Annotated in this window: 21 protein-coding genes; 9 read left to right on the plus strand and 12 right to left on the minus strand. The window is 69.9% G+C overall.

Features of this window, described 5'->3' with window-relative positions:
* The first annotated feature begins 628 nt into the window (after positions 1–628).
* Complete coding sequence (locus tag OEIGOIKO_RS41475; RefSeq protein ID WP_170251631.1) at positions 629–997, plus strand: hypothetical protein; 369 nt, start codon at positions 629–631, stop codon at positions 995–997.
* 1121 nt (positions 998–2118) lie between these two features.
* Here OEIGOIKO_RS41475 and OEIGOIKO_RS41480 read toward each other — a convergent pair.
* The 10 genes from OEIGOIKO_RS41480 to OEIGOIKO_RS07800 form a co-directional block, all read right to left on the minus strand.
* Positions 2119–2286: a hypothetical protein gene (locus OEIGOIKO_RS41480; protein WP_170251633.1), complete on the minus strand. Its 168-nt coding sequence runs from the start codon at positions 2284–2286 to the stop codon at positions 2119–2121.
* A 249-nt stretch (positions 2287–2535) separates the two neighbouring features.
* Entirely contained in the window at positions 2536–4113 is a 1578-nt protein-coding gene (locus OEIGOIKO_RS07760) for a prenyltransferase/squalene oxidase repeat-containing protein (RefSeq protein WP_125053138.1), read from the minus strand.
* Positions 4114–4673: 560 nt separating this feature from the next.
* Positions 4674–4844, minus strand: a complete 171-nt coding sequence (locus tag OEIGOIKO_RS41485) for a hypothetical protein (RefSeq protein WP_170251635.1) — start codon at positions 4842–4844, stop codon at positions 4674–4676.
* A 51-nt stretch (positions 4845–4895) separates the two neighbouring features.
* Positions 4896–6425 (minus strand): ABC1 kinase family protein, encoded by a 1530-nt coding sequence (locus tag OEIGOIKO_RS07770; RefSeq protein WP_246177261.1) that lies wholly within the window; start codon positions 6423–6425, stop codon positions 4896–4898.
* 31 nt (positions 6426–6456) lie between these two features.
* Positions 6457–6822, minus strand: coding sequence for a hypothetical protein (locus OEIGOIKO_RS07775; protein ID WP_125053140.1), 366 nt, complete (start codon positions 6820–6822; stop codon positions 6457–6459).
* A complete protein-coding gene (locus OEIGOIKO_RS07780) occupies positions 6819–7160 on the minus strand; it encodes a hypothetical protein (RefSeq protein ID WP_125053142.1) in 342 nt (113 codons plus the stop codon). Before OEIGOIKO_RS07780 ends, OEIGOIKO_RS07775 begins: the two co-directional genes overlap by 4 nt.
* A gap of 79 nt (positions 7161–7239) precedes the next feature.
* Positions 7240–8220: a 4-hydroxy-3-methylbut-2-enyl diphosphate reductase gene (locus tag OEIGOIKO_RS07785; protein ID WP_125053144.1), complete on the minus strand. Its 981-nt coding sequence runs from the start codon at positions 8218–8220 to the stop codon at positions 7240–7242.
* Positions 8217–9278 carry a polyprenyl synthetase family protein gene (locus OEIGOIKO_RS07790; RefSeq protein ID WP_125053146.1) on the minus strand — a complete coding sequence of 354 codons (1062 nt, stop codon included), beginning with the start codon at positions 9276–9278 and terminating at the stop codon, positions 8217–8219. The genes OEIGOIKO_RS07785 and OEIGOIKO_RS07790 overlap by 4 nt, the downstream gene beginning before the upstream one ends.
* Positions 9275–10441, minus strand: a complete 1167-nt coding sequence (ispG, locus tag OEIGOIKO_RS07795) for a flavodoxin-dependent (E)-4-hydroxy-3-methylbut-2-enyl-diphosphate synthase (RefSeq protein WP_125053148.1) — start codon at positions 10439–10441, stop codon at positions 9275–9277. Before ispG ends, OEIGOIKO_RS07790 begins: the two co-directional genes overlap by 4 nt.
* Before the next feature lie 27 nt (positions 10442–10468).
* Complete coding sequence (locus OEIGOIKO_RS07800; protein WP_125058566.1) at positions 10469–12256, minus strand: 1-deoxy-D-xylulose-5-phosphate synthase; 1788 nt, start codon at positions 12254–12256, stop codon at positions 10469–10471.
* Positions 12257–13297: 1041 nt separating this feature from the next.
* Between OEIGOIKO_RS07800 and OEIGOIKO_RS07805 the strand changes: the two genes are divergently transcribed.
* From OEIGOIKO_RS07805 to OEIGOIKO_RS07840, 8 genes are all read left to right on the plus strand, one after another.
* Complete coding sequence (locus OEIGOIKO_RS07805) at positions 13298–14200, plus strand: SAM-dependent methyltransferase (RefSeq protein WP_125053150.1); 903 nt, start codon at positions 13298–13300, stop codon at positions 14198–14200.
* 59 nt (positions 14201–14259) lie between these two features.
* Positions 14260–15315: a polyprenyl synthetase family protein gene (locus tag OEIGOIKO_RS07810; RefSeq protein ID WP_125053152.1), complete on the plus strand. Its 1056-nt coding sequence runs from the start codon at positions 14260–14262 to the stop codon at positions 15313–15315.
* 1 nt (position 15316) lies between these two features.
* Positions 15317–16312, plus strand: a complete 996-nt coding sequence (locus OEIGOIKO_RS07815) for a terpene synthase family protein (protein WP_125053154.1) — start codon at positions 15317–15319, stop codon at positions 16310–16312.
* A gap of 355 nt (positions 16313–16667) precedes the next feature.
* Positions 16668–17354 (plus strand): hypothetical protein, encoded by a 687-nt coding sequence (locus OEIGOIKO_RS07820; RefSeq protein ID WP_125053156.1) that lies wholly within the window; start codon positions 16668–16670, stop codon positions 17352–17354.
* Between the two features lie 380 nt (positions 17355–17734).
* The gene (locus OEIGOIKO_RS07825; RefSeq protein ID WP_170251636.1) at positions 17735–18751 is read left to right on the plus strand and encodes a polyprenyl synthetase family protein; all 1017 of its coding nucleotides are present in this window, start codon (positions 17735–17737) and stop codon (positions 18749–18751) included.
* Positions 18752–18893: 142 nt separating this feature from the next.
* Complete coding sequence (locus OEIGOIKO_RS07830) at positions 18894–19970, plus strand: terpene synthase family protein (protein ID WP_125053159.1); 1077 nt, start codon at positions 18894–18896, stop codon at positions 19968–19970.
* 271 nt (positions 19971–20241) lie between these two features.
* Positions 20242–21528: a 1-deoxy-D-xylulose-5-phosphate reductoisomerase gene (gene dxr / locus OEIGOIKO_RS07835; RefSeq protein ID WP_125053161.1), complete on the plus strand. Its 1287-nt coding sequence runs from the start codon at positions 20242–20244 to the stop codon at positions 21526–21528.
* Positions 21525–22439: a 4-(cytidine 5'-diphospho)-2-C-methyl-D-erythritol kinase gene (locus OEIGOIKO_RS07840; RefSeq protein ID WP_125053163.1), complete on the plus strand. Its 915-nt coding sequence runs from the start codon at positions 21525–21527 to the stop codon at positions 22437–22439. Before dxr ends, OEIGOIKO_RS07840 begins: the two co-directional genes overlap by 4 nt.
* Positions 22440–22585: 146 nt before the next feature.
* Here the strand turns inward: OEIGOIKO_RS07840 and OEIGOIKO_RS07845 are convergent, their stop codons facing one another.
* Both OEIGOIKO_RS07845 and OEIGOIKO_RS07850 read right to left on the minus strand, forming a co-directional pair.
* Complete coding sequence (locus OEIGOIKO_RS07845) at positions 22586–23050, minus strand: SRPBCC family protein (protein ID WP_125053165.1); 465 nt, start codon at positions 23048–23050, stop codon at positions 22586–22588.
* 578 nt (positions 23051–23628) lie between these two features.
* Positions 23629–24246: a hypothetical protein gene (locus tag OEIGOIKO_RS07850; RefSeq protein WP_125053167.1), complete on the minus strand. Its 618-nt coding sequence runs from the start codon at positions 24244–24246 to the stop codon at positions 23629–23631.
* Between the last annotated feature and the right edge of the window lie 283 nt (positions 24247–24529).

Raw genomic sequence — 24529 nt, forward strand, 5'->3', positions numbered from 1 at the left:
GCATCACCGCTCGCAGACCAAGTACGGCCTCGTGATGACTGAGGAGTGCACGCAGTGCGGCTACCGGATCTCCTACGGCCCCGCTGGGCTCGACCGACTCCTGCCCACCCCGTGCTCCTTCCCAGTGCCATGCGGCAAGGAGACAGCGACTCCGAGATCAACCGAAGCTACGCAGGCGTCCTTCGACACCAGGCAGCACCTAACGGAAGAGCGGTGAGGCTGGGCCAGGGCTCCACCGACAGCGCGCGGGCGCCCCACCCGCGCTGCCGCCCTTCTTCACCGCCCTAGCCGCGCATCGGGGGCAGTAGGCAGTCGAGGCGTTCGGCGAGGGCGTCGACGTTGGCCAGGCCCCGCCCGCTCTCCCTCTGCGCGGACATCGGCCGCATCCGCGGATTCTCGGAGCAGGCGTCATGGACTTCTACGATCAGGCGGCGAGCCTGAGATGGCCAGGCGCAGCCGGCTGGAACTCTTATGGTGCCGGATGACGTTCGCGACGAGTTCCGTCACCACCAGGAAAGCGTCTCCTCGGCTGGCGAGCCGCAGCCGGGAGCATCCGGTTCAGCGATGCCTCCAGTCCGATCTGCAGTGTGGCGTGGGCCAGGTGGGAACCGAGGTGATTGTAGGTACCGTGTCCGAAGGCCAGATGCGGGTTCTGTATACGGTGGAGATTCAGTTCGACATCGTTGGGGAAGACCCTGTTTTCGTGGTTGGCTGCGGCGACGGCTTCACCGGCCCGGGTGGTCTTGCCGTGCAGCGCGATTTTGTCGGTGGCCAGCTGGATCTCGGCACCTTTCATCACCGTCAAGAAGCGGAGCAGTTCCTCGGCCGCGCCGAGCAGCAGGCTACGGTCGGCGCGGAGCGCGGCGAGGTTGGCGGGCGCAGCAGTAGCTGGTGGGCGGCGTTGGCCAGGACCATCGTGCTGATGCGGAAGTCGACGGCGAGAATGGAGAGGCCGAAGACGATCACGTCGTCGCTGCTCAGCTCGCCGTCGGCGTGAGGGAGGAAGGCGTATCGGTCCGTGTAGGGAGGACCGGTCAGTTCGCCCACCACGGGCAGGGGGAACAGTTCCGCGAGCCGGTGACCAGGCCCCCGGTCCGGCCACCACGCTCAAACTCGCCCAGTGACCGGTCGGCCTGCTGCCGGATGACGGGCCGACGCTCGCGGACCGCGCGCAGGCTGAAGGCGTCGGCGACCGCGGCGCGCAGCGCGTGATGGCGCGGTCAGTCCAGTTCCATCATGGTGATGAGCTGAGAGGCCCTGCCGACGGCGGTTACGGTGGCGTCAGGTCTCCACCGGGAGGGGCGGATCAGACGGCCGTCGGCATAGCGGGTGACGAACCAGCCGGGCGCGTCGACCGGAAGCCGTACCCGCACCGCCGGGCACTCGGCCCGCAGAGGCCGGTAAGCAGCAGGCGCCCCAAACGAACCCGGCGCCGACAACGGCAGCTCCGGCACAACATCGCCAGAAGCTCGATGCTCCACAAGCGGGCACAAGGGTGATGAGCCCGTCTCATCGACACCGTCGTCAACCGCAGGCTGCGGCATCGGCTGCAGCGGTGCGCCCCTCCGCGCTTTCCTGGCCGCGGCCTGTTTCTGCCCTCACTCAGCGCCTTACCGGGGTTCAGGTGAAACGTCGTCAGCAGGGCGATACCCGTGAGCGGATGAACGAAGCTGCCGGGCCACCGCGGTTTCCCCGTACCAGCGATGGCGACAGCCACGGGCCGGAAGCGAGCGGCCGCACCGGTGGGGCCAAGCGATATCACGCGATCTTCGAGCGCATCAGCACGCTCTGCCCTCGTTCGCGCCACCGCCTGTACCCTTCTGCCCGAGCTCCCCAACGCCGATCCGGACACAACAGGAGCCCTGCATCTGCTCTATCGGCAAACTGCCGCTCGGTGGCACCCAGACGTCCATGGTGGAGGTGAAGTGGTCTCCAAACTCCTCCAAGAGGTGCACCGGCCCTTCGGGCCCCTCCCTACCGGGCGTTGAACCCACCGGTTGGCAGTCCGGCCACCTGGGAAGTGATCAACGGCAGCCTGGGAAACGGGCAGCCCCTCTTACTGAGCACCGGCTGGCCTCAGTCTTCCGTGGGTTCCCCTGCTGTGGAGGCACGGCTGGGTCAGGGGTGGCTGAGGGTTTCGAGGAAGATTTTGAGGCCGGTGAAGAGTCTGCCGATGGCGTGGATGATGTCGAGGAGGGTGTGAGCGGTGGGAACGGGGGCGATGGCGATGCAGAACAGCAGAACGATCAGCACGAACCAGAAGAGCAATCCGCGGGGCATGCGCATGCTGCCGCCTTCCTTGCCCGTGGCCTGTACTCCGATCGCGGACGTCGCTGTCCGGACGCCGGGCTTGATGGACGCCTCGGCGCTGATGCGGTGTGTCCGGGTACCGGAACGCGCTGGGGGGACTGGTACCTCAGACTCTGAAGCCGGTGCCGGGTCTCTGGGGCGAGGACTGTAGCCGTGGGCCTCGTTCGTCGTGGTGGTGCATTGGGGAACTGGCGCGGGGCTGAGGCGCGGGCGGCGTGAGCGCGGCTACCAGGGGGTCGGTGCCCGGTCGGGCAGGTGGTGCAGGGTGTGCAGGGCGGCCAGGCGGGTGGCTCGCAGGACCCGCAAGGGTGCGTAGGTGTCTTTGTCGTGCCACAGGGCTGGAGTGCGGTCGCTGATGTGGGCGTGGTGCAGGATCTTCCCGGCGGCTGTCAGTGCGTGGCGGGCCGCCGCCGACTGCGGGGCACCGGCTAGCAGGATCCATGTGGCGTAGGCGGTTTCCTCGTCGGTGCCGTGCGGTGCTTGGCCCCAGCGGCCGTTGGGCCGCCCGGTGGCCAGGGCCCAGGCGGCGGCCCGGGCCAGGGCCGGGCGGGCAACAGGGCCGGCGCAGGTGGCCAGGGCCTGGGTGCAGCAGGCGGTGGCGTAGTACGGAGAGGTGTGGCTGGGATCGCGCCATGAGCCGTCGGGATGCTGCTGGGTCAGCAGCCATTGGAGGGTCTTGCGCCTCACGGGGCGGTAGCGGCCGCGGTCGTCGGCCCGGCGTGCGGTGTACAGGGTCAGGGTTTCCAGAGCGTGGGCGTTGGCGACCGGGGACGGGCCGCTTTCACCGGGGGCGCAGCGGAAGTGGTCGCTGGTGTAGTAGAGCATGAGGCGGTCGGGGCGCAGGCGGTCGCCATGGTGCAGCAGGGCGTAGAGGACGGCGGCGATGTCGTCGGCGCTGGACGGCGGGCAGGGGGCTTGCGTGTCCAGGGCGGCGCGCAGGCTGGCCAGGAGGGCGCGTGGTGGGGTGTGCGGGATGCGGTGGCGGGCGAAGAGGGCGGTTAGGCGGGCGCGTTCGGCGGTCGTGGTGGGGGCGGATGCGGGAACCGGTCCCTGGTAGCGGTCTTGGACGCGGTGCAGGTAGCTGAGGCCGGCGCGTTGCTGTGCGCTGCTGGTGCCCGGGGCGCCCAGCCAGGCGGCGGTGGCTGCCGGGGAGCAGCCGACGGTCCCGGCGCGGGGTCTGATGCACCGGTGCGGGCAGTCAGTGGCGGGGGCGAGGATCTCCCAGATGCACGCGAGGTGTTCCGGCAGCGGCCGGCCCTCGCGGATGGTGGCGCGCAGCCTGGTCAGGGCCGTGGGCCGGCAGCCTTTGGGGTGGGCGAGCAAGAGGGAGGAGGCCCGGGGCGGCAGGAAGGGCGGTTCGGTGCGGCCGCAGCGTCCCAGGTGCTGCTGGATCCGTTCGGTCAGGGCGGGGGTGATGAGGCCGGCTTCGATGGTGTCGGGCAGGGTCGGGGGGTGCAGGTGGTCGCCGAGCCAGTGGCTGAGCCGGGTGACGGCCAGTGCGGTGGCGTTGACCAGTTGGTGGCGTGGGGGGTGGGTGCTGTTGCGGCGGGTGAGCACGCTCAGCAGGGCCTCGGCGGCGCTGAGGGTCGCCACCAGGCCGCGCTCGCCGCTGCCCCAGCTGCCGTCGGCGTTTTGGCTCGCGCACAGCGCCTGGAGCCGTTGCCCGTGACCGGCGAGCCAGGGGGCGTCGCTGACCAGGCGGCCGCTCTCGTAGACCGAGGGGGTGCTCTGACCGAGGTCGTCCGCGGTGGCCTCGGTCAGCAAAGCCGTGGCCTGGCATTCGAAGAAGCCGTGCGTTGTCATCGACGGTTTCCCTCCGGCGGGCGCGCTGAGTCAGTCGGCTGTGGGGGCGCGTCAGCAGGCTGCGCTGCGGTTTTTTCTTCCGGTGTCGCGGGGGCTGAGGATTGGGAGCTGTCAGGTGAGATGCACGGCGTGGGTGCGGAGGAGGTGGCGCAGGGCGGTGGTGGAGCACCGGTAGACGTGGGAGGAGGTGTTGAGGGGTGGGCGGAGGTGGCAGAGGGTGTGGGGCAGGATGTGACGGTGACGGTGGGGGTGGCGGATGGCGGTGTGCGGCTGTCCTGGGGGGTTGGCGTTGCTGTGCGGGGGGCTGAGGGACGGAGTGTCAGGGTGATGGTGTTGGCAGGTGCTGGTACGGGCGCCAGGGCAGTTGCCGGAGCCGAGGCCGGCTGGGCGGGGGCCGGGGAGGACGAGGGGGCGGGGATGGTCGGGATGACGCGGACCTCGGCGCTCATCGGCGGTATGGCGGTGCAGCCCACAGCCACGAGGACGGCGCAGGCCAGGAGTGCGAGCAGCGCGATGCGCATGATCTTTTCCTTTCCGCTGTAGCTGACGGGCACCGGGGGTCAGGGGTCGCTGAGGGTTTCGAGGAAGGCTTTGAGGCCGGCGAAGAATTTGCCGATGGCGTGGATGAGGCCGATGACGGTGTGGGCGGTCTGGACGGGGGCGATGGCGATGCAGAACAGCAGGATGATCAGGACGAGCCAGAAGAGCAGTCCGCGGGGTGTGCTCAGCACGGTGGTCCCTTCCCGGCCGGTGCCCGGCCTGCTGCTGTGGGTGGGCGGCCGTCATCGGCCGGGCGTGTGGCGGTGTCTCTTCCACCAGGCCAGGGCGCCGAGGGCCAGGGCGGCGTCGCGGACCGTGTGGCGTCCGCCGAACGGCAGGCTCTGCAGGGCCCGCTTGAGCGGGAGCTGGTTGACCTGGACGGTGAATTCCCGGTTGGACAGATCGCGCAGCAGGCCGCGCGCCTGGGGCGCGACGGTGTTGCCGGCAATGATGAGGTCGAGGGCGATGCGGGCGGCCTGTTTCTCCGAGAGGGCTTCGGTGGCGAGTTTGAAGGCGATGTGACGGAACTCGTCCTCGAAGACGTCGATGATGGCCAGCTCCGGGCACAGGTTGCGGATGGAGCCTTCGAGGTTGGCGAAGGACTTGCCGAGTACGGAGATCATGGGGCTGGTCTTGATACCGCGGCGGGTGGATTGCTCCAGAATCTTGGTGAGGGTGACGCCGAAGTTGAGCTCCTCGAGGGTGGCGGTGGCGACCTGCGGGACCAGGGCGGCCATGTCCTCGATGAAGTCGGTGACCTCCGCCCAGGGGGTGGCGTGGCCCATCTCGATCCATGCTTTGGCGACCGCGGCGCCGTCGTTCTGGGCGAGGCTGAGCAGCACCAGCAGGATGCTGGTGCTCAGCGGCCGGTCGATGCGGCCGACCATGCCCCAGTCGATGAGGTGGGCTTTTTCTCCGGGGTGGACGAGGATGTTGCCGGGGTGGGGATCCGCGTGGAAGGAGCGGGTCAGGAAGTAGGAGCGGTACATGAACGCCATCAGGTCCCGGCCGATGCCTTCGCGCTCTTCGAGGGTGAAGTCCGCTCGGCGGGCGTCGGCGATGGAGCAGCCTGGTGCCAGGGTCTGCACCAGCACGTTCGGGGTGGCGGAGATGACTGCGGGCACGGCCAGGTGTTTGAAGCCGGTGATGTGTTCGCGGGCGTGGTGCATGTTGCGGGCTTCGAGGGTGAAGTCGAGTTCGGGGCGCATGGCGTCGAAGATGACGCCGAGCATGGCGTGGGTGTCGATGACGGCGGTGAAGCGCGGCGCGCGGCGGCCCACAAAGCGCGCTGCTTTGTTCAGCAGCTTCATGTCGGCTTCGATGACCGGCCGGATGCCCGGGCGCTGGATCTTCAGGGCTGCCGGGGTGCCGTCGGTTAGTGTCGCCCGGTAGACCTGGGCCAGGGAGGCCGCGCCCAGCGGATGCTCGGTGTCGATGTGACGGAAGAACGCCGGCCAGCGGGGCCCGAGGTCCCGGGTGAGCACCGGCTCGAAGACGGTGAACGGCGCCACCGAGACGCGGTCGTGGAGCATCTCCAGCTCCGCGATGACCTCCGGGGAGACCAGGTCCGGGCGGGTAGAGAGGATTTGGCCGATTTTGATGTAGAAGGGCCCCAGCTTCTCCAGGGCCTCACGCAGGGCCACGGCATGTGTGGGTCCGGCCCCGTCGGCCGGGCGACGGGGCCGGACCCGGCGGGCCAGGGTGCGCCGGGTTTCGTGGGCGAGCACTCCGGCCAGGGTGGAGCAGACATAGTGCGTGCGGTGAGCACCCATGCACGGCTCCCAGGGGTCGGCGGGGGGAGGGTCAGCCGGGGTCGGCTGAGGCCGTGGTGGCCTGGCCCGCGGCCTGGGCCAGCAGCGTGCCCGGACGCAGCAGGCCGTCACCTGCCCCCAGGACAGCGGCCCCTACCGCGCAGGTGAGGACCTCGGCCAGGACCTGGAAGCTGCAGTCGCAGCCGGTGGCGTGGTCGTGGGCCCGGAAGGTGCGCCCGGCGCGCAGTTCCTGGGCCAACTGTCCGACGCTGACCGGCTCTTGCAGGCGGATATCGTAGAGCTGGCCGCTGAAGTGACGGCTGAGGAGCCGCTCGGGCGGCGGCCCCGAGGGAGTGCGGACGGCAGCGCTGTCGCTGCCGTCCGCGTGGCGGCTAAAGCCGTTAGGGGTGGCGTTCACGTCGAGGACTTGCCGGCCGTCTTGCCCGCCGTGCCCTGTGCCGGGGCGCTGGTGGGCTGCAGCTGGCGCAGGAGTTCTTCGATCTGCCCCAGCCGGGTGTACAAGGCTGCCGCCTCAGCCCGTGTGACGGTCTCCGTCTCCTGGCCAGGCGGCGTGCCGGGCTGCTGCGGAGTAGCGATGTCCGTCTTGGTGTCCTTGGTGCCCAGGTTGCGGCTGATGCTGTCGCGGGCGTCGGTCTCGAAGTCACGGACTTTGTCGATCACATCGTCGATCATGGTTTTGGTGTCGTCCAGGACGTTGGAGACGTACTTGGTGATGCCGCTGCGCTGCTGGGACATAAGTCGCGCTCCTTTGCGTAAGGGGTCAGCGGTCTTCAGCGCCGGCCGGCACATGCCACCGGGCAGCGCCGTAACGTGCTCAGGTCTCGGTGCCGTGCGGGGGGCTCTTGCGGGAGGTGAGGCTGTGGGGCAGGGCGAAGTGCTGGTGCTCCTCGACGGCCTGTACCACCTCGACTTGTGCGTAGCCGCGCTCGGCGAGCCAGTCCAGCACCTCGTCGACCAGGATCTCGGGGGCTGAGGCACCGGAGGTCAGCCCGATGGTGTGCACATCGGCCAGCCAGGTGTCATCAATGTCGCGGGCGTGGTCGATCAGGCGGGCATCGCGGGCGCCGGCCTCCAGGGCGACTTCCACGAGGCGCAGGGAGTTGCAGGAGTTGGTGGAGCCGATGACCAGGACGAGGTCGGCGTCGGTGCCGAGCTGTTTGACGGCGGCCTGCCGGTTCTGGGTGGCGTAGCAGATGTCGTCACTCGGCGGGGACTTCAGATTCGGGAAGCGGTTTTTGAGGACCGCGACGGTGGCCTGGGTCTCGTCGACCGACAGAGTCGTCTGGGACAGCCAGACGACTCTGTCAGGGTCGCGGACCGTGACGGTGGCGGCCTGTTCGGGCCCTTCGACGATGGTGACGTGGTCGGGGGCCTCGCCGCTGGTGCCGATGACCTCGTCGTGGCCCTGGTGGCCGATGAGCAGGATGGTGTAGTCGTCGCGGGCGAAGCGCACGGCTTCTTTGTGAACTTTGGTCACCAGGGGGCAGGTCGCATCGATCGTCTCCAGCCGCCGGGCCTCCGCGCCCTGATGCACGGTGGGGGCGACGCCGTGGGCGGAGAAGATGACGGTGGCGCCCTCGGGGACCTGGTCGGTCTCCTCGACGAAGACGGCGCCCCGGGCCTCCAGCGTCTTGACGACGTATTTGTTGTGGACGATCTCGCGGCGCACGTAGACGGGCGCCCCGAACAGCTCCAGTGCCTTTTCCACGACCTTCACAGCGCGGGCCACGCCCGCACAGTAGCCGCGGGGGGCGGCCAGCAGAACACGGCGTCCGGCCACATCGGTGTCGGTCATCGGGTGCGCTCCGTCAGGGTGCGGGCCACGTCCCGCAGGGCCTCGGCGGCGGCGCCGGGTAGGGGCGCGGCGTCCAGGGCTCGCAGGGCGGTGCGGTGTTGAGTGTCGATGAGGTTCTCGATCCGGTCCCGGGCTCCGGTATCGGTGAGGATGGCCCGTACGGTCTCGGCCTGTTCCTCGTCCAGGTGCGGGTCGCCGACCAGCCGCTGCAGGGTGGATCTCTGGGCAGGGGTGGCGTGGCGGAGGGCCAGGGCGAGCAGGACGGTGCGTTTTCCTTCGCTCAGGTCGTCCTGGGTCGCCTTGCCGGTGGTCTTGGGGTCGCCGAAGACGCCGAGCAGGTCATCGCGCAGCTGGAATGCCTCGCCCAGTGGCAGGGCGTAGGCGCTGAGGGCGCTCCGCAGATCAGGTGGGGCGCCGGCGAGGGCGGTGCCCAGGTGCAGCGGGTGCTCGACGGTGTATTTGGCGGTCTTGTAGCGGATGACGGCCATTGCCCGGTACACGTCATCGGCGGGCTGGGCTGCGGCGTCCAGGTCCATGTACTGCCCGTAGAGGATCGCGCTCCGCATGGCGTCGATGACGGGCAGGGCGGCCATCAGCTGGCCGGGACGTAGACCGGCGTCGTTGAGCATTTCCTGGGAGCAGACCAGGGCCATATCGCCGACGAGGATGGCGGCGTTTTCGCCGAAGGCCGCGCTGTGGCGGAAGGCGGCCAGTTCCCGGTGGACGGTGGGCCGGCCGCGGCGGGTGGCGCTGTGGTCCATGACGTCGTCATGAATCAGGGCGAAGGCGTGGAAGAGTTCCAGGGAGGCCGCCGCCCGCACGATGGGGCCGGTCTCGCCGTGGCCGTGGCCGGCGTGCCAGCCCAGGATGCACATCAGGGGCCGGATGCGTTTGCCGCCGGCGAAGACGAACTCGTGCAACACCTGCACGGGCACCGATGGCAGCCGCTCGGTCCGGGCTGCCAGGGCTTTGCCGCGGAGGTAGTCCTCCAGCGCGGCGTCGATCTGTCGGCGCAGCCCGTCGAGGTCCAGATGCTCTGCGAGCACCGGGGTGTTCACGGTGCTGCCTCCCGTCCCTGCGCGCCGTCAGCGGCCTCGGACTCGTCCGGGGCGGCCTGGGCTTCGCCGATGCGCAGGGCCTCTTCCACCAGTGCCTCGACGATCTTGGATTCGGGGACGGTGGCGATGACTTCGCCCTTGCGGAAGATCTGGCCTTTGCCGTTGCCGCAGGAGACACCCAGGTCGGCTTCGCGGGCCTCGCCGGGCCCGTTGACCACGCATCCCATGACCGCCACCCGCAGGGGGTAGGGCAGCCCGTCCAGGGCGGCGGTGACCCTTTCGGCCAGGGTGTGCACGTCGACCTGGGCGCGGCCGCAGGACGGGCAGGAGACGATCTCCAGGCGGCGCTGGCGCAGGCCGCAGGATTCCAGGATGCCGATGCCGGCCTTGACCTCGTCGACCGGCGGGGCGGACAAGGACACGCGGATGGTGTCGCCGATGCCGCGGTTGAGGAGGGTGCCGAAGGCGACGGCGGACTTGATGGTGCCCTGCAGCAGCGGCCCGGCTTCGGTCACGCCCAGGTGCAGGGGGTAGTCGCAGGCGTCGGCGAGCAGTTCATAGGCGCGGACCATGGTGACCGGATCGTGGTGCTTGACGGAGATCTTGATGTCGGTGAAGCCGTGCTCCTCGAACAGCGAGCACTCCCACAGAGCGGATTCCACCAGGGCCTCGGGGGTGGCCTTGCCGTGCTTGGCCAGCAGCCGCTTGTCCAGTGACCCGGCGTTGACGCCGATCCGGATCGGGACGCGGGAGTCGGCGGCGGCACGGGCGATCTCGTGGACCTTGTCGTCGAACTTCTTGATGTTGCCGGGGTTGACGCGCACGGCGGCGCATCCGGCGTCGATGGCGGCGAAGACGTACTTGGGCTGGAAGTGGATGTCGGCGATCACCGGGATCTGCGACTTCTTGGCGATGGCGGGCAGGGCGTCGGCGTCGTCCTGGGACGGGACGGCCACACGCACGATCTGGCAGCCGGCCGCGGTCAGCTCCGCGATCTGCTGCAAGGTGGCGTCCACGTCCGCGGTCAGCGTCGTGGTCATGGACTGCACCGAGACCGGGGCACCGCCTCCGACCGGCACAGCACCGACGTGCAGCTGGCGGGTGCGGCGCCGCGGCGCTACGGGCGGGCGTAAGGCGGGCAGGGGCAGGTCGGTGGTGCTCATCGTCAGCCTCCGAACAGTGCAGAAGGATCAGGCGGCGCGGCGGGCGGCCTCCAAGACCGCCAGGGCGGCGGTGGTGATGCCGTCGGGCAGCAGCCCGGTGGAGGCCAGCAGTTCGGCGCGTGAGCCGTGGGTCAGGAACGTGCGCGGCAGCCCCATGGTGTGGACGGGGGCGCCGATGGCGGCGTCGGTACAGGTCTGTGCCAAGACGGTGCCCAGGCCGCCGGTGCGGGAGCTGTCCTCGACCGTGACCGTCAGCCGGTGCCCGGCGGCCAGGGTGATCAGCTCGGGCGGCACCGGCAGAGCCCAGCGGGGCGCTGCCACCGTCACCGACAGGCCGCGCTCGGCGAGCTGGTCGCGGGCGGCCAGACAGGCCCCGGCCATCGCCCCGAAGCCGACCAGCAGCACATCCGAACCGGTCTCGGTGAGCAGATCCACCTGCCCCGCCCGGCTCACGGCCGGCAGGTCTGCCGGGACGGCTCCCTTGGGAAAGCGCAGGACGGTGGGGCCGTCCTGGTCGGACAGCGCCTCGGCCAGCAGTTCCCGCAGGGTCGCGCCGTCACGCGGAGCGGCCAGGCGCAGGCCGGGCACCACCGACAGCAGGGTGTGATCCCACATGCCGTGGTGCGAGGCCCCGTCCGGGCCGGTGATCCCGGCGCGGTCCAGCACCAGCGTCACCGGCAGCCGGTGCAGCGCGACATCCATCAGCAGCTGGTCGAACGCCCGGTTTAAGAACGTCGCATAGACGGCGACGACCGGGTGCAGGCCGCCCATGGACAGCCCGGCGGCCGAGCACACCGCGTGCTGCTCGGCGATGCCCACATCGAAGACCCGCTGCGGAAACCGCTCGGCGAACAGCTGAAGACCGGTGGGCTGCTGCATCGCGGCTGTCAGCGCCACCACATCCTCGCGCTGCGCTGCTAAGCGCGCCAGCTCGCTGCCGAAGACGTTCGTCCACGTCACAGCGGCGCTGCCCGCAGCGGCGGTACCGGTGGCCGGGTCGAGCACGCCGACCGTGTGCATGCGGTCGGTAGCATCGCCTTCCGCCGGCGCGTACCCCTTGCCCTTGACCGTGACCACGTGCACCACCACCGGTCCCCCCACCGTCCGCGCCCGAAGCAGCGCCTCCTCCACGGCCGCCAGGTCATGCCCGTCAACCGGGCCCAGATAGGCAAAGCCCAGATCGGTGAAGACGTTGCGCCCGGGCCCCGGTTCCGGGCCGGCCACCGCTTGCCTCAGGACCTGAAGGTGGCGGGCGAGTGCCCCTTGGGTCGGGGCGTAGGAGCGGCCGTTGTCGTTGAGGACCACGACCAGGCGGCGGTGGCCGGCCCGGCCGAGATTGTTCAGCGCTTCGAAGGCCAGCCCCCCGGTCAGCGCCCCGTCCCCGACCACCGGCACCACCCAGCGCCCGTCCTGTCCACGCGCGGCGAACGCCTTGGCCAGGCCATCGGCGTAGGACAGTGAGGTCGAGGCGTGGGAGTTTTCCACCCAGTCGTGCACCGACTCACTGCGCGAGGGGTAGCCCGACAGCCCGCCCCGCTTGCGCAGCCGGGCGAAGCCCGCAGCGCGGCCGGTGAGCATCTTGTGCACATACGCCTGATGCCCGGTGTCGAACACCAGTGCGTCGTGGGGTGAGTGGAAGATCCGGTGCAGCGCGATCGTCAGCTCCACCACCCCCAGGTTCGGCCCCAGGTGCCCGCCGGCCGCGCACACCTGCTCGATCAGCAGCGCACGGATCTGCGCGGCCACCGCCGGCAACTGCTCCAGCGGCAGCGCCTGCAGCACCCGCGGCGACCACCGCCCCGGCTCGCTGGCCATGTGGCCGTTGACGTGTTCGTTGGTCGAAGGCAATCCACCAGGACGCATGACTTCCTCTCAGCAAAGAGGACTCCGAGAAACTGTGGGGCCTTCACGGCCCGCTCACTGAGCGCCTGCGCGGGGACATCATCCGGCATCGACAGGCTAGGCCCCCTGCCCGGGTGTGCGCCGTACCGCGGCGCCCGGACACCGTCCCGTTCTCCCCAACGAGGCGGTCCGCAGGCCCTACGAGCCCACCGCAAACCCGAGAACCTGACAACCCACCGCCAGGCGGCGCACAGGCGTATCCCTCCTCGCCGCCCGGGACGCGCACGCGCTCCGCCGCACAGCCCATGCGCCGCCCCGTAAAGTGCCCCGGCGTACGCTGCCCCGGCCGCACCCCATCCGCCCGCCGCCCCGTAGGCCAAGGCATCCCGCCGTCTCGCGGCCACTTCACCCCGCGCCCTGCGGTCACCGCGGTCCGGCCAACACGCCTCGTCGGCCACGTCCTGCCCGCCAGCACCGCGCCCGGGGGCGCACAGCCCACCGGACCTGCGCCACCCCGTGCTCCACCAAAACCGGCGTATGCCGCCGTACGCCCTAGACGTCTCGGTGACTTCGCGCAGCGTCTGGCGCGGGCCGCACATCCGTCCTAGCGTCGTGGGTTGGCAGACGAGATATGCCCGATCAGCAGTCAGCGGCAGCAGATGTCATGTCAAACCGGCCGCCGGCTCGCACTCGCCCGACGGCATCACGGGCCCACCGTTCTTTTGCCGAGCCGAACGCCGCAGCAGACGCTTAGTTGAAAGCTATCGTATCGGGCGCTGCCAGCGTAAGTGAACTGCCGCAATGATTAGGCGGAGCAGTCACCGGCACACCTCCCGGTGCGGACGCCGGTTCGCCGGCCGTCGAAGAGCCGGGCCGAGCTGCCACAACGTCTCAGATACTCACCTGACTCCGTCACAGCTGCACATCCGCCGCAGGCGCCATATGCCCGGCTGCCCTACAACGCGGGGCAGCACCCGTCACCGCACGGTCCCACCAGTCACGGAAGGCGACATCATGTCCTCTGAGCCAACTGCTGCCCTGCGCACTCCGCTGGAGCAGGCCGCGTTCGACTACTACGACAACAAGCGCGACGACCCCATCAACCTCAAACTCGGCGAGACCGACGGCTTCTACCACCACCACTTCGCCGTCGGTGACTTCGACCGCAAGGTCCTGCTCACCTCCGGCGAAGAACGCGCCCAGGCCATCAACGCCGAACTCCACCGGATGGAAACCCGGCAGGTCGACGCCCTGAGCGAGGCCCTGGGGCCGGTAGCACCCCAGGCACGCATCCTGGACGGCGGATCGGGCCGTGGCGGCACGGCCATCCTGCTCCACCAGGCGTTCGGCTGCCGCGTGGACGGGGTCAACATCTCCGCCTACCAGAACGAGTTCGCCCGCCGGCAGGCCCAGGAGCACAACTGCGCGGAGAAAGTGCACTTCCACGACCGCAACATGGCCGCCACCGGCTTCCCCGACGCCTCCTTCGACTACGTGGTCACCAACGAGACCACCATGTACGTCGACCCGTACGAGACGTTCGCCGAGTTCGCCCGTCTCCTCAAGCCTGCGGGGCGCTACGTCCTGCTGACCTGGTGCAACAACGACGTGCTCGCCCCCCATCCGCCCGAGGCGACCGCGATCGACGCGCACTATCACTGCCACACCCACCGCCGCACCACCTACCTCAAGGCCCTGATCGAAAGCGGCCTGATCCCCTACCAGGTCGACGACCTCACCCAACCCGCCACTCCCTACTGGGAGCTGCGCTCCTACTCCCGCTACGCCACGGGGATCGAACAGCACTACCTCGACGGCTACCGCAGTGACCGCGTCAACTACATACGCATCGCCTCTCGCCGCGGCGCCGTACCGCCTCCCGACACGCCCGCCACCCCGGGTGCCGCCGCCCACTGAGCCAGACCGTCCCGCCCGGGCCCGACACGTCCCTTCACACGAGGCAAGGATCGACGAGCATGACCACACCCGACGCGGCCGCCCCTCCGCCCCTGCCCGATGTCATCCTTCACGCCCGCGAGTTCGCCCGCCGAGGACTGGAGGAGGTCCTCGCCCGCCTCCACCCCGACCTCGCCCGTATCTGCGGGTACTACTTCGGGTGGAACGATGCCGAGGGGACGGCCACGAACCGTCGCGGCAGCCGCACCCTCCAGGCCGCCATGGTCATGCTCGCCGCCCGGGCCACCGGGCAAGACGAGGCAGCCGCCGCCCCCGGCGCTGCCGCGGTCGAGCTGACCCACAACTTCTCGCTGCTGCACGACGACATCGCCGACGGCGACGAGATCCGTCGTGACCGGCCCACCGCCTGGGTCGCCTTCGGCACCGGTCCTACCCTCGTCGCCGGCGACGCGCTGTTCAACGAAGCCGTGCGCCTCCTCGCTGCCACCCAAGCGGCCACTACCGCGGTCAGCGTGTTCACCGACGGCGTCGCCCACATGATCCACGCCTGGGCCAGCGAACCCGCCTTCGACCGTACCGATCCCCTCGATATCAGCCTCGACGCCTACCTGGAATGCTGCCGCGGCAAAGGCGGCGCCCTGCTGGGCACCGGGGCAGTCCTGGGCACCGTGCTGTGCGGTAAACCCGCCCAGGACGGCGACCTACTCCGCCGTGCCGCCCACCACGCCGGCACCGCCTGGCAGGCCGTCAACGACCTGGAAAACATCTGGGGCAACGCTGCCCTGGTCGGTAAACCGGGCTTCCAGGACCTGCGGCTGCGCAAGCACACCCTCCCCGTCATCACCGCCATGCAGTCCCAGCATCCCCACACCCGACACCTGCGGCAGCTCCTGGCACAGCCGGCCCCCGACGACAACGCCTTGCAGACCACAGCCGATCTGCTGGAAGAGCTCGGCGGCAAGGCCGCTACCGAACGGGTCGCCCAGCACCACCTCACCCAGGCCCTGGCCACCCTCGACGAAGCCTCTCTGCCCAAGGCGGTCCACGAGGACCTGGCCGAGCTGCTGCAATTCACCGTCACCCGCCGCCCCAGCCCACACGGAAGGCGGGCCTGACATGCCCCGGAACATCCCACTGGCCATGCCCCTGCCCCACCAGCCGCTCCCCAGCGGCCTGGAACAGGTCCGCGAAGCCCACGTGGAGTGGCTGCACCGGCACGGCCTGCTCCCGACCGAGCAGTCGACCGAGCGCTATCTGCGCTCAGCAGTCGCCGACATCGCCGCCTACGGCGACCCCAACAGTGAGGACCTGCGGCTGTCGTTCCACGTATGCGGATGGCTCTTCCTCTACGACGACTTCATGGATGCCCCCACGGGCTCCGTCCCCGGCCACGCTGAAACCGTAACCGCCGAACTGACCAGCATGCTGTACCGGACCTCCACACCGTCCACGCCCCTCACGTCCGCATTCGCCGACCTGTGGAGACGCCTGTGCACGGGCATGTCCGAATCCTGGCGCCTGCGCATGGCCTGGACATGGCAGGAGGTCTACGCCGGTATGCTCGCCGAGACAGTGAACCGCCGACTCGACGTGACCTTGTCCTACCACGAGCACTTGCGCGTCAGGGACATGAGCATCGGCACCACGTTGGTAGCGGCCGCCGCCGAACGCACTGGTGGCTACGAAGTCCCCGCGGGCATCTGGCCTGCCGCCTACCTCAGCACGCTGCGCCATCACGTGACGCGCCACATGATCTTGACGAACGACATCTTCTCGCTGGAGAAAGAAAGCGCCCGCGCCGACGCCAACCTGGTCTCCCTCGCCATGCGGGAACGACACCAGACACGCGAACAGGCCCTGCAATCGCTCAAAGAAGCCGCCGACCGGCACATCCAGCAGCTCCACACACGCAGCGCCGCCGTCAACGACTTCTGTGACCGCCTCCACCTGCCGCAGTCCACACGCCAAGCAGTGACGCGGCACGTAGAGGCCCTGCGCACATGGGCTCGCGGAGCCTATGACTGGCAGTGCACCACCGCCCGATACGGTCCCGAAGAAGCCGCCTGCTCCGCTCCGGACCAGCCCGGCTACCTCAGCCCGTCCCAGCCATGACCCCTCGCAGGCCCCGAGGCCCGAGCTGCCGTCCTCTCGCGTGACATTACGTGGTCCGGCCGAGCGCTGGGCACCGCCCCGAAGCCGCACGGCCGCAACGGGGGCCGCCGCGCTGGGATACTCCGGCCGACCATGCCGTGCCTGGTCGCACGATGGGCAACTGGCGCTGCACTAGGGCCGCTACGCCCGCCGCCCGCGCTGGCTTGTCCGGCGGGCCAGGCGGCGCCAGCCAGCCTTGCTCAGCCGCCGTGGCTCCCGGGCCCAGCCAGCCCGTGGCCAGCTGGTCGGACGTGATCGGCAAGGCGTCTTCGCGGACCAGGGCAAATTCGCCACGCACGACCGACAGGAGGGCATTTTGTTCAGCATCCTGCTGCTCACCGCCGTAGCCATTGCTGTCTCGTGGTTTGTTTGCGCCGTACGAACCGGCTTCCGAGACCGCTCCTACGCCATGCCTGCCAGCGCAATCTGCTTTACCTTCTCCGTAGACGTATCCGTCACCGCCGGGAGTTACGAGCGCTGGTTTCCTTCTGTGCCCATGTGGGCGCTGGGTAGCGTGTTCGTCATTCCAGACGCACTCCTCATATGCCAAGTGCTCGCGTATGGCCCGAAGGATTTCCCTCGGATTTCACCGAAGACGTTACGCTGGGTGTTCCTCATTGTGATGGCACTCGGCGCCGGAGCCGCCCCTGTGCTCAGCCACAGCCTGCATGACACCCACGGAGTCTATGCGGCCGTGGCAACGATTCTCGTCGTCTCGGTGTGCTACCCGGTCATGCTCTACAACCGCGGAAGCGTGCAGGGGCAGTCGGTGACGGTGGCCAGCCTGTGGCTGCTCCTCACCGTCATAGCGCCTAATACCTTCTTTCTTGCCCCTCCTGAGTTCCGTCTGACGGACCGCTGGCTGCTCGGCTACATGGGAGCCGTCTCGACCATTCTTGCCGCTTCCTACCTGATTGCCGTGATACTCCTGCGCACCGGAAAGATCCATTTCAGAGAGAGGGGGCGCACCTGTGTAACTGAGCCTTCGGGTGTCGCCCCGTAGGGGTCGCTTTCAATCTGGAGGTCTGTGGGCAGCCGTTCCCGCTGTGGAGATGAGAGATGTCGAAGGCTGTCCGCTCCTGCTTCAGGCCGCCTGTGGCAATCCTTCATGCCGCGCGGGCGGCCGCGGCGACGGACGCCGTCAATGCTGCTGTGCCTGGCCGGTCCGGCAGCCCGCCACCGGCCGGGCCGGGGAGGTAACGCCCACGCCACCGCTCTTCGCTCAGTTCCGCGCTGGCCCAGCAGACGACTGCAGAAGCACTTCCTTCAAAGGTGGTTGGTATGCCTCGCACCTCGCAATCCCCACAGAGCAACACTTCGGCAGCCGCTGCCCCGGCCGTGCCGCAGGTTACGCAACGAGCCCGCGATTACGTACGCCCGGCCTTGGAAGCAGCAGTCGCCCCGCTTCCTGCCGCTCTGGCGCGCGTATGCGGCTACTACTTCGGCTGGTGCGACGCCGACGGATCCCCCACCACCGGCCGCGGCGGCCGCTGCCTGCAGGCGACCATGGTGCTCCTTACCGCCGAAGCGACCGGTACCGACCCTCATGACGCGCTGCCCGCCGCGGTCGCGGTCGAGTTCCTGCACAACGTATCGCTGCTGCACGACGACGTGGTCGACCAGGACATCATCCGCCGCGGCCGGCCCACCGCCCTGGCCGCCTTCGGGGCCGGCACCTCGGTGGTGGCCGGGGACGCCCTGTGGGCGGCGGCCTTCGATGCTGTGCTGCACAGCGGCAGCCCAGCAGTTCTCCAGGCGGTGACGGAACTCAACACCACGGTGTCGGCTCTCATCCACACCGCGGGCCGGGAGGCGCTCTTCGACCGCACCCCCGCCCAGGAGATCCCCCTCCCCGACTACCTGGCCGTCTGCGGCGCCAAGGGAGGCGCCCTCCTGGGCGTATCGGCCGTCCTCAGCGCTCTGCTCACCGAAGGCGACCTGAACACCGCTCACCTGCTGCGCCGCGCCGCGCACCACGCGGGCACCGCCTGGCAGGCGGTCAACGACCTGGAGAACATCTGGGGCGACGAGACCTTGGTCGGCAAGCCCTGCTACCAGGATCTGCGTGCGGGCAAGAACACCCTCCCGGTCATCCTCGCCGCGCAGCACGATCCGGCTGTCGTGCCTGAACTCGCCGCACTGCTCGGCGATCCACCGCACACCCGCGATGCCCTGAAGGCGGCCGCCCGGCTGCTGGAAGACGCCGGCGGGCGCGCGGGAGCCGAAGCGGTCAGCCGGCAGCACCTTGAGATGGCCCTGACTCAACTCGCCGCCCCTTCCCTGCCCGCACCGGTGCGCGCCGACCTCGAAGACCTCCTCAACTTCACGGTGACCCGTACCGTCCGCCCAAGGCCCTCGAACGAAGCGGGCCCCCGGAGCCAAACGCACGGCGGCGACTGACAGCGCCAGCCGCATCTAGGTGCGGTACGGACGCGAGAGCCGAGAGAACGACAAGCTCCGGGCCATGTCCGCTAGCGCCCGAGCGTCAGCAGCCCTTCCGCCCCGCCTTCGGTGCAAGAACCAGGGCCGTTCAGGAGATTCGATGGACACCAGCAATTCCTATGAGCTCCCGCCGTTCTGGACCCCTCACCCGGCGTGCCTCCACCCCGCCGCTGACGTGCTGGAACAGCATTCCCTGCGATGGATGACGCAGCTCGACTTCTTCGGCGAACCCGGCCGCCGCAAAACCATGACGGCCGCACGCAGCGGTTTACTCGCTGCCTACCTCACACCGGGCGCTCCCGTCGACCGGGTGCAGCTGTACGCCGACTTAATCTGCTGGCTGCACTGCTTCGACGACTGCCACGTTGACGATCCGCAGTGGGAGCCATCGCGCCTGGCCGACCTCGCGCGCCGCACCGGAACCCTGGTCCGTGCGCTGCAGAATCCGGGGACACCGCTCCGAGTGGACGATCCGTTCGTTGCCGCACTGGTGGAACTCAGCGAACGGTTTCGCAGCGCTGCCACCCCCGCCCAGCACAAGCGATGGCGTGAAGCTTTCGCCCCGTACTTCTCCGCACACCTGTGGTTGCTGTCCCACCACGTCAACCACACCAGGCCGACGCTCGACGAATACCTGGCACTGCGCACCGTCGCCAGCGGCACCCACCTGGTGGCCTACACACATGAGATCGTTAACGGCTCCGAAATTGCGGTGCACGAGTGGGCTCTGCCGCCCCTTTGGGCCTGCGTGGAAATAGCTTATGCCGTCGGCAACTTCGACAACGACATTGTTTCCCGCGCCAAGGAAGTGCAAGACAATGAGACAGGCCACAATCTCGTCGACATTGTCGCAGCGGAACAGAACCTGCCCCTTTCCGAGGCGCTGCGCGCGGCCATGGCGATGCGGGACAGGATGCTGGCCCGATTTCTGGCCCAGTACCGGCTTGTGCGCCCCCTGGTATCTCCCAGCGCCGCCAGATGTCTCGACGACTGGGCCGCCCTTCCCGCAGGCGCACTCGAGATGCAACGGCGCTCACCCCGCTATGCCGTAAACGGGCACACCGGCATCCGCTACACCGACACCCCATCGGACACCAGCATTGAGCCCCTGCCCTACAGCTCCGTCGCCTGGTGGTGGGAAACTCTCGACAACAGTCCGAGCGGAAGTGGCCTTTAGCCGTGCCCTGCCCACGAGGCCGGAGCCTACATCGAAATCGCTGTGCGGCTGACACCGACTGTCAACGCTGAGGGCCTGCCGAGGTGCATCTGCCGTGGCAGGGCCGCGGATACGCGGGCGTCGCCGCGCGACACCCCTTACGGAGCCTGACGCGCAGCGCGGGACCGGAGTCGAAGGAACAGCGCGTCAGGTCGGCACTTCTTCGCCGACTTGGGCACCTCACACCGCGGTGCGCACCAGGCAGAGGTACTCACCTAGCGAGGCAGGAATCATGACGGACACCCTCGCTGACCCGCATCTGCGCTTCACCCCCGCCCCGCTCACCGGCGGCGGCGACGGGCCGCGCGACATCGTGATCCTCGGCTCGACCGGGTCGATCGGCACCCAGGCCGTCGACCTGGTGCTGCGCAACCCCGACCGGTTCCGGGTCACCGCGCTGTCCGCGGCCGGCGGCCGGGTGGCGCTGCTGGCCGAGCAGGCGCACCTGCTGCGGGTCCGTACGGTGGCGGTGTCGCGCGAGGACGTGGTGCCGGCGCTGCGCGAGGCGCTGTCCGCCCGGTACGGCGCGGGTGAGCCGCTGCCGGAGATCGTCGCCGGGCCCGGCGCGGCCACCGAGCTGGCCGCGTCCCCCTGCCACACCGTCCTCAACGGCATCACCGGCTCCATCGGCCTCGCGCCCACCCTCGCCGCCCTGGAGGCGGGCCGCGCGCTGGCGCTCGCCAACAAGGAGTCGCTGATCGTCGGCGGCCCGCTGGTGAGGGCCGCGGCCCGTCCCGGCCAGATCGTGCCCGTCGACTCCGAGCACTCCGCCCTCTTCCAGGGCCTGCTGGGCGGGCCCCGCAAGGAGGTGCGCAAGCTGGTCGTCACCGCCTCCGGCGGGCCGTTCCGGGGCCGTACGAAGGCGGAGCTGGCGTCCGTCACGCCGGAGCAGGCGCTCGCCCACCCCACCTGGGCGATGGGCCCGGTCATCACGGTCAACTCCGCGACCCTGGTCAACAAGGGGCTGGAGGTCATCGAGGCGCACCTGCTGTTCGACGTGCCGTTCGACCGGATCGAGGTCGTCGTCCATCCGCAGTCCTACATCCACTCGATGGTGGAGTTCACCGACGGCTCCACCCTGGCCCAGGCCAGCCCGCCCGATATGCGGATGCCGATCGCGCTGGGCATCGGCTGGCCGGACCGGGTGCCGGACGCCGCCCCCGGCATCGACTGGACCGAGGCACACCGGTGGGACTTCCTGCCGCTGGACACCGAGGCGTTCCCGTCCGTGCCGCTGGCCTGCCACGTCGGCGGTCTGGGCGGCACCGCGCCGGCCGTCTTCAACGCCGCCAACGAGGAATGCGTCGACGCGTTCTTGCAGGGCGGGCTGCCGTTCACAGGAATTGTCGATACGGTCGCCGAGGTGGTCGCGGAGCACGGTACGCCGGCCAGGGGAACCTCCCTCACGGTCGCGGACGTCTTGCAGGCGGAAACCTGGGCGCGCGCCCGCGCCCGTGAGCTGGCCGCCCGAGCGGCCACGGCCCGCCCGGTGGAGAGCGGCTGCGGGAGCGGGCGATGAGGAAGCCCGTCACGGTGCGGGTGCCCGCGAAGGTCAACGTGCAGCTCGCCGTCGGCGGCGTACGCCCCGACGGCTTTCATGAGCTGGTCAGCGTCTTCCTGGCCGTCGGCCTGTACGACGAGGTCACGGCCACCCCGGCCGACACGCTGCGCATCACCGCCACCGGGCTGGACACCGACCGCGTCCCCCTTGGCCGTACGAACCTGGCCGCTCGCGCCGCTCAGCTCCTCGCCGCCCGGCACGGCATCGCGCCCGACGTGCACCTGCACCTGGCCAAGGGCATTCCCGTCGCGGGCGGCATGGCCGGCGGCAGCGCGGACGCGGCCGGCGCACTGATGGCCTGCAACGGGCTGTGGGGTACCGGCGCCTCCCGTGACGGTCTGCTGTCGCTGGCCGCCGAACTGGGCAGCGACGTACCGTTCCCCCTGGCCGGCGGGGCGGCACTGGGCCGCGGCCGCGGTGAACTGCTGACGCCGCTGGAGGTGAGCGGCACGCTGTGCTGGGTCTTCGCGCTGGCCGACGGCGGTCTGCCCACCCCGGCCGTCTACGCCGAGTTCGACCGCCTCCGCGAAGGTCAGGCCGTGCCGGCCCCGCGAGCCTCGCCACTTCTGCTCGGTGCTCTGCGCACCGGCGACGCGGCCGCGCTCGCGCCCGCCCTGTCCAACGACCTCCAGGCCGCGGCCTTGTCCCTGCGCCCCTGTCTGGCCGCCACCCTGGCCGCCGGCACGGCAGCCGGGGCGCTCGCCGCACTGGTCTGCGGCTCGGGCCCCACGACGGCCTTTCTCACCCGCGACGCCGCATCCGCCACCGCGGTCTGCGCAGCACTTCTGGCCTCCGGCACCTGCTGCACCGCCCGGGCCGCCTCAGGCCCCGTCCCAGGAGCCCACATCGTCGCTCATCGGCCCGCCTGACGTGTTATCAGCACCTCAGCTCCGGGGGCGCGGGGCGGGGCTGCCCCGGCCGCCGTTCGCCCGGTCATCTGCTCCGCGGTCTTGCTGGACACAGGGCGGCGGGCACGGCACGGGGTACCTGTGCCGCCGCCGTTGGCGGTTTCGGTTCAGGTGTCGTTGGGGGTGATGCGGCCGCGCCACTGGCCGGTCTCGGTGCCGCGTTTTTCGATGAACGTCTTGAACCGCTGCAGGTCGCCCCTGGCCTGACGGCTCAGGATGCCGAGCAGGTCCGCCGCCTTCTCCGCTGCCCCCTCCGGCTGGATCTTCAGCGTCAGATGCACCCGTGTGCGACCGGGTGCCACGGCGTCGAAGGTGACCACCCCCTGCTGCTGGACCTCGCCGCCTGTGGTGCGCCAGGCCACCCGCTGGTCGGGAAGCTGATCGAAGATTTCGGCGTCGAACTCCCGCTGCACACCGCCGATCCTGGTCACCCAGTGGGTATGCCGTTCATCGAGCTGAACCACCCTTTCCACCCCCTCCATGAACGAGGGGAACTCCTCGAACTGCGTCCACTGGTTGTAGGCCGCCCGAAGTGCAACGGCGACCTCGACCGATTCCTTGACCGTACCCATACCGCTCCTTGATCCGTGTCCACGCCTGTGGTAGGCATCCGGTGGCGAGTGCCCTGCACGGCGCCCGCCACACCGGGTTTCGTCCGGCCGGCGTGAGCTGGCCCGAAACCCGCCGCTGAGACACTCCGCACCGGGCGCAGGCGCAGCTGCCTCAACGCCGTCCAGCCACCCAGTGGGGCCTGCCCAGGCGCAGCACGTGACCAGCAGGGCCGTGAAAGCGATCACGATAGGCGGGCAGGCGTCGCCGTTGCGCACGACGACCGGCGGCGCACCTGGCGCAAGGACCGCTGAGGGGCAAAGGACGACGACGGCGCCTGCGCAGCGGGGGTGAACTGAGAGCGGTGCTGTTGCAGCCACACGTGGTGACCAGATCCTGAACGAGTTCGTGTCACGGCTCGCCGCGCCGTTCGCCGACATCAGCTTGACCACAGCACGAGGAAGCCAGCGCCAGGCGCGCAGCTTCCCGTCTGGCTGGCATCCGTGGTCGTCAGGAACCTTCTGGCTGGCCCACCGAGCGACGCGGCCACTCGGCCGGCCGCACGCAGGTGTGGTGCGGCCCGGAACTCTTGTTCAGCTGGTCACCAGCGGCCTGCGTTATCGCCGAGCAGGGCGGCGATCCGGCGGCCGGCGACGCGGTTGATGTGTTTCGCGGCGACGGCGACGGCCTGCTCAGCATCTTCAACCAGCTCTTCCTCGCGGGCCCAGGCTCCGGCGGGCTGGTGCAGGGCCCCATCGCTCGCGGGCAGGCGCAAGGTGGCGGACAGCAGCAGCGCGGGCCGCGACTCGTCCGCGGGCACCTTCAGGCGCCGGGGCTCTGCGCACCGGGAGTGCGGCCCTTCGGGTTCCCAGTCGCGTACCTCATACGGCGGGCGGGCGCTGGCGGCAAGCTGGCCGTGCGGAACGGGAATGTCGACCTCGACCAGCAGGCGGCCCTCGTCCCGCGACCGGGTGAGCCGTACGGCACTCAGGTCGGGCCGGACACGGACGTAGCCGGGCCTTATGAGCGGCGCGGTGGCCACGGTCCAGCTCCAGACGGCGAAGGCGACCGGGTCGCCGTGATTTTGCTCCGCCAGGCCGTCCAGGTGCCGGGCAAGGCAGCACCCGAAGCGGGTTCCGAAGGGGGCCTCGGCCTGGTCCCTGGCGAGGTCGTGGCGGTCCGCGACAGTCACGACAGTGGTAGCGGCCCAGACGGTCACGCGAGATCCTTTCCTGACGGGCCCAGGGCCGGGCAGCGACGGCTTGGCCCGAAGCGGTCGTCTCATGGTTGCCACACGGACGGGAGCCGGCCACAGGGAGGGCCGGGGCCACACCCGAAAGGAGTCGAAGCCGCACCGACCACCGCTTCCGGCCCGCCGGACGCGTCCTCCTCCTGCGCCCGCAGGACTGCACCAGGATTTGACGTACCCCGACGGGCTGATGCTTCCCCTTCACGACCGCGGACGGGACGCGCGTGCCGCCTGCCTGCGCGCCCGCGTGGTG

The organism is Streptomyces paromomycinus (assembly GCF_003865155.1).
GTDB classification, from domain to species: domain Bacteria; phylum Actinomycetota; class Actinomycetes; order Streptomycetales; family Streptomycetaceae; genus Streptomyces; species Streptomyces chrestomyceticus.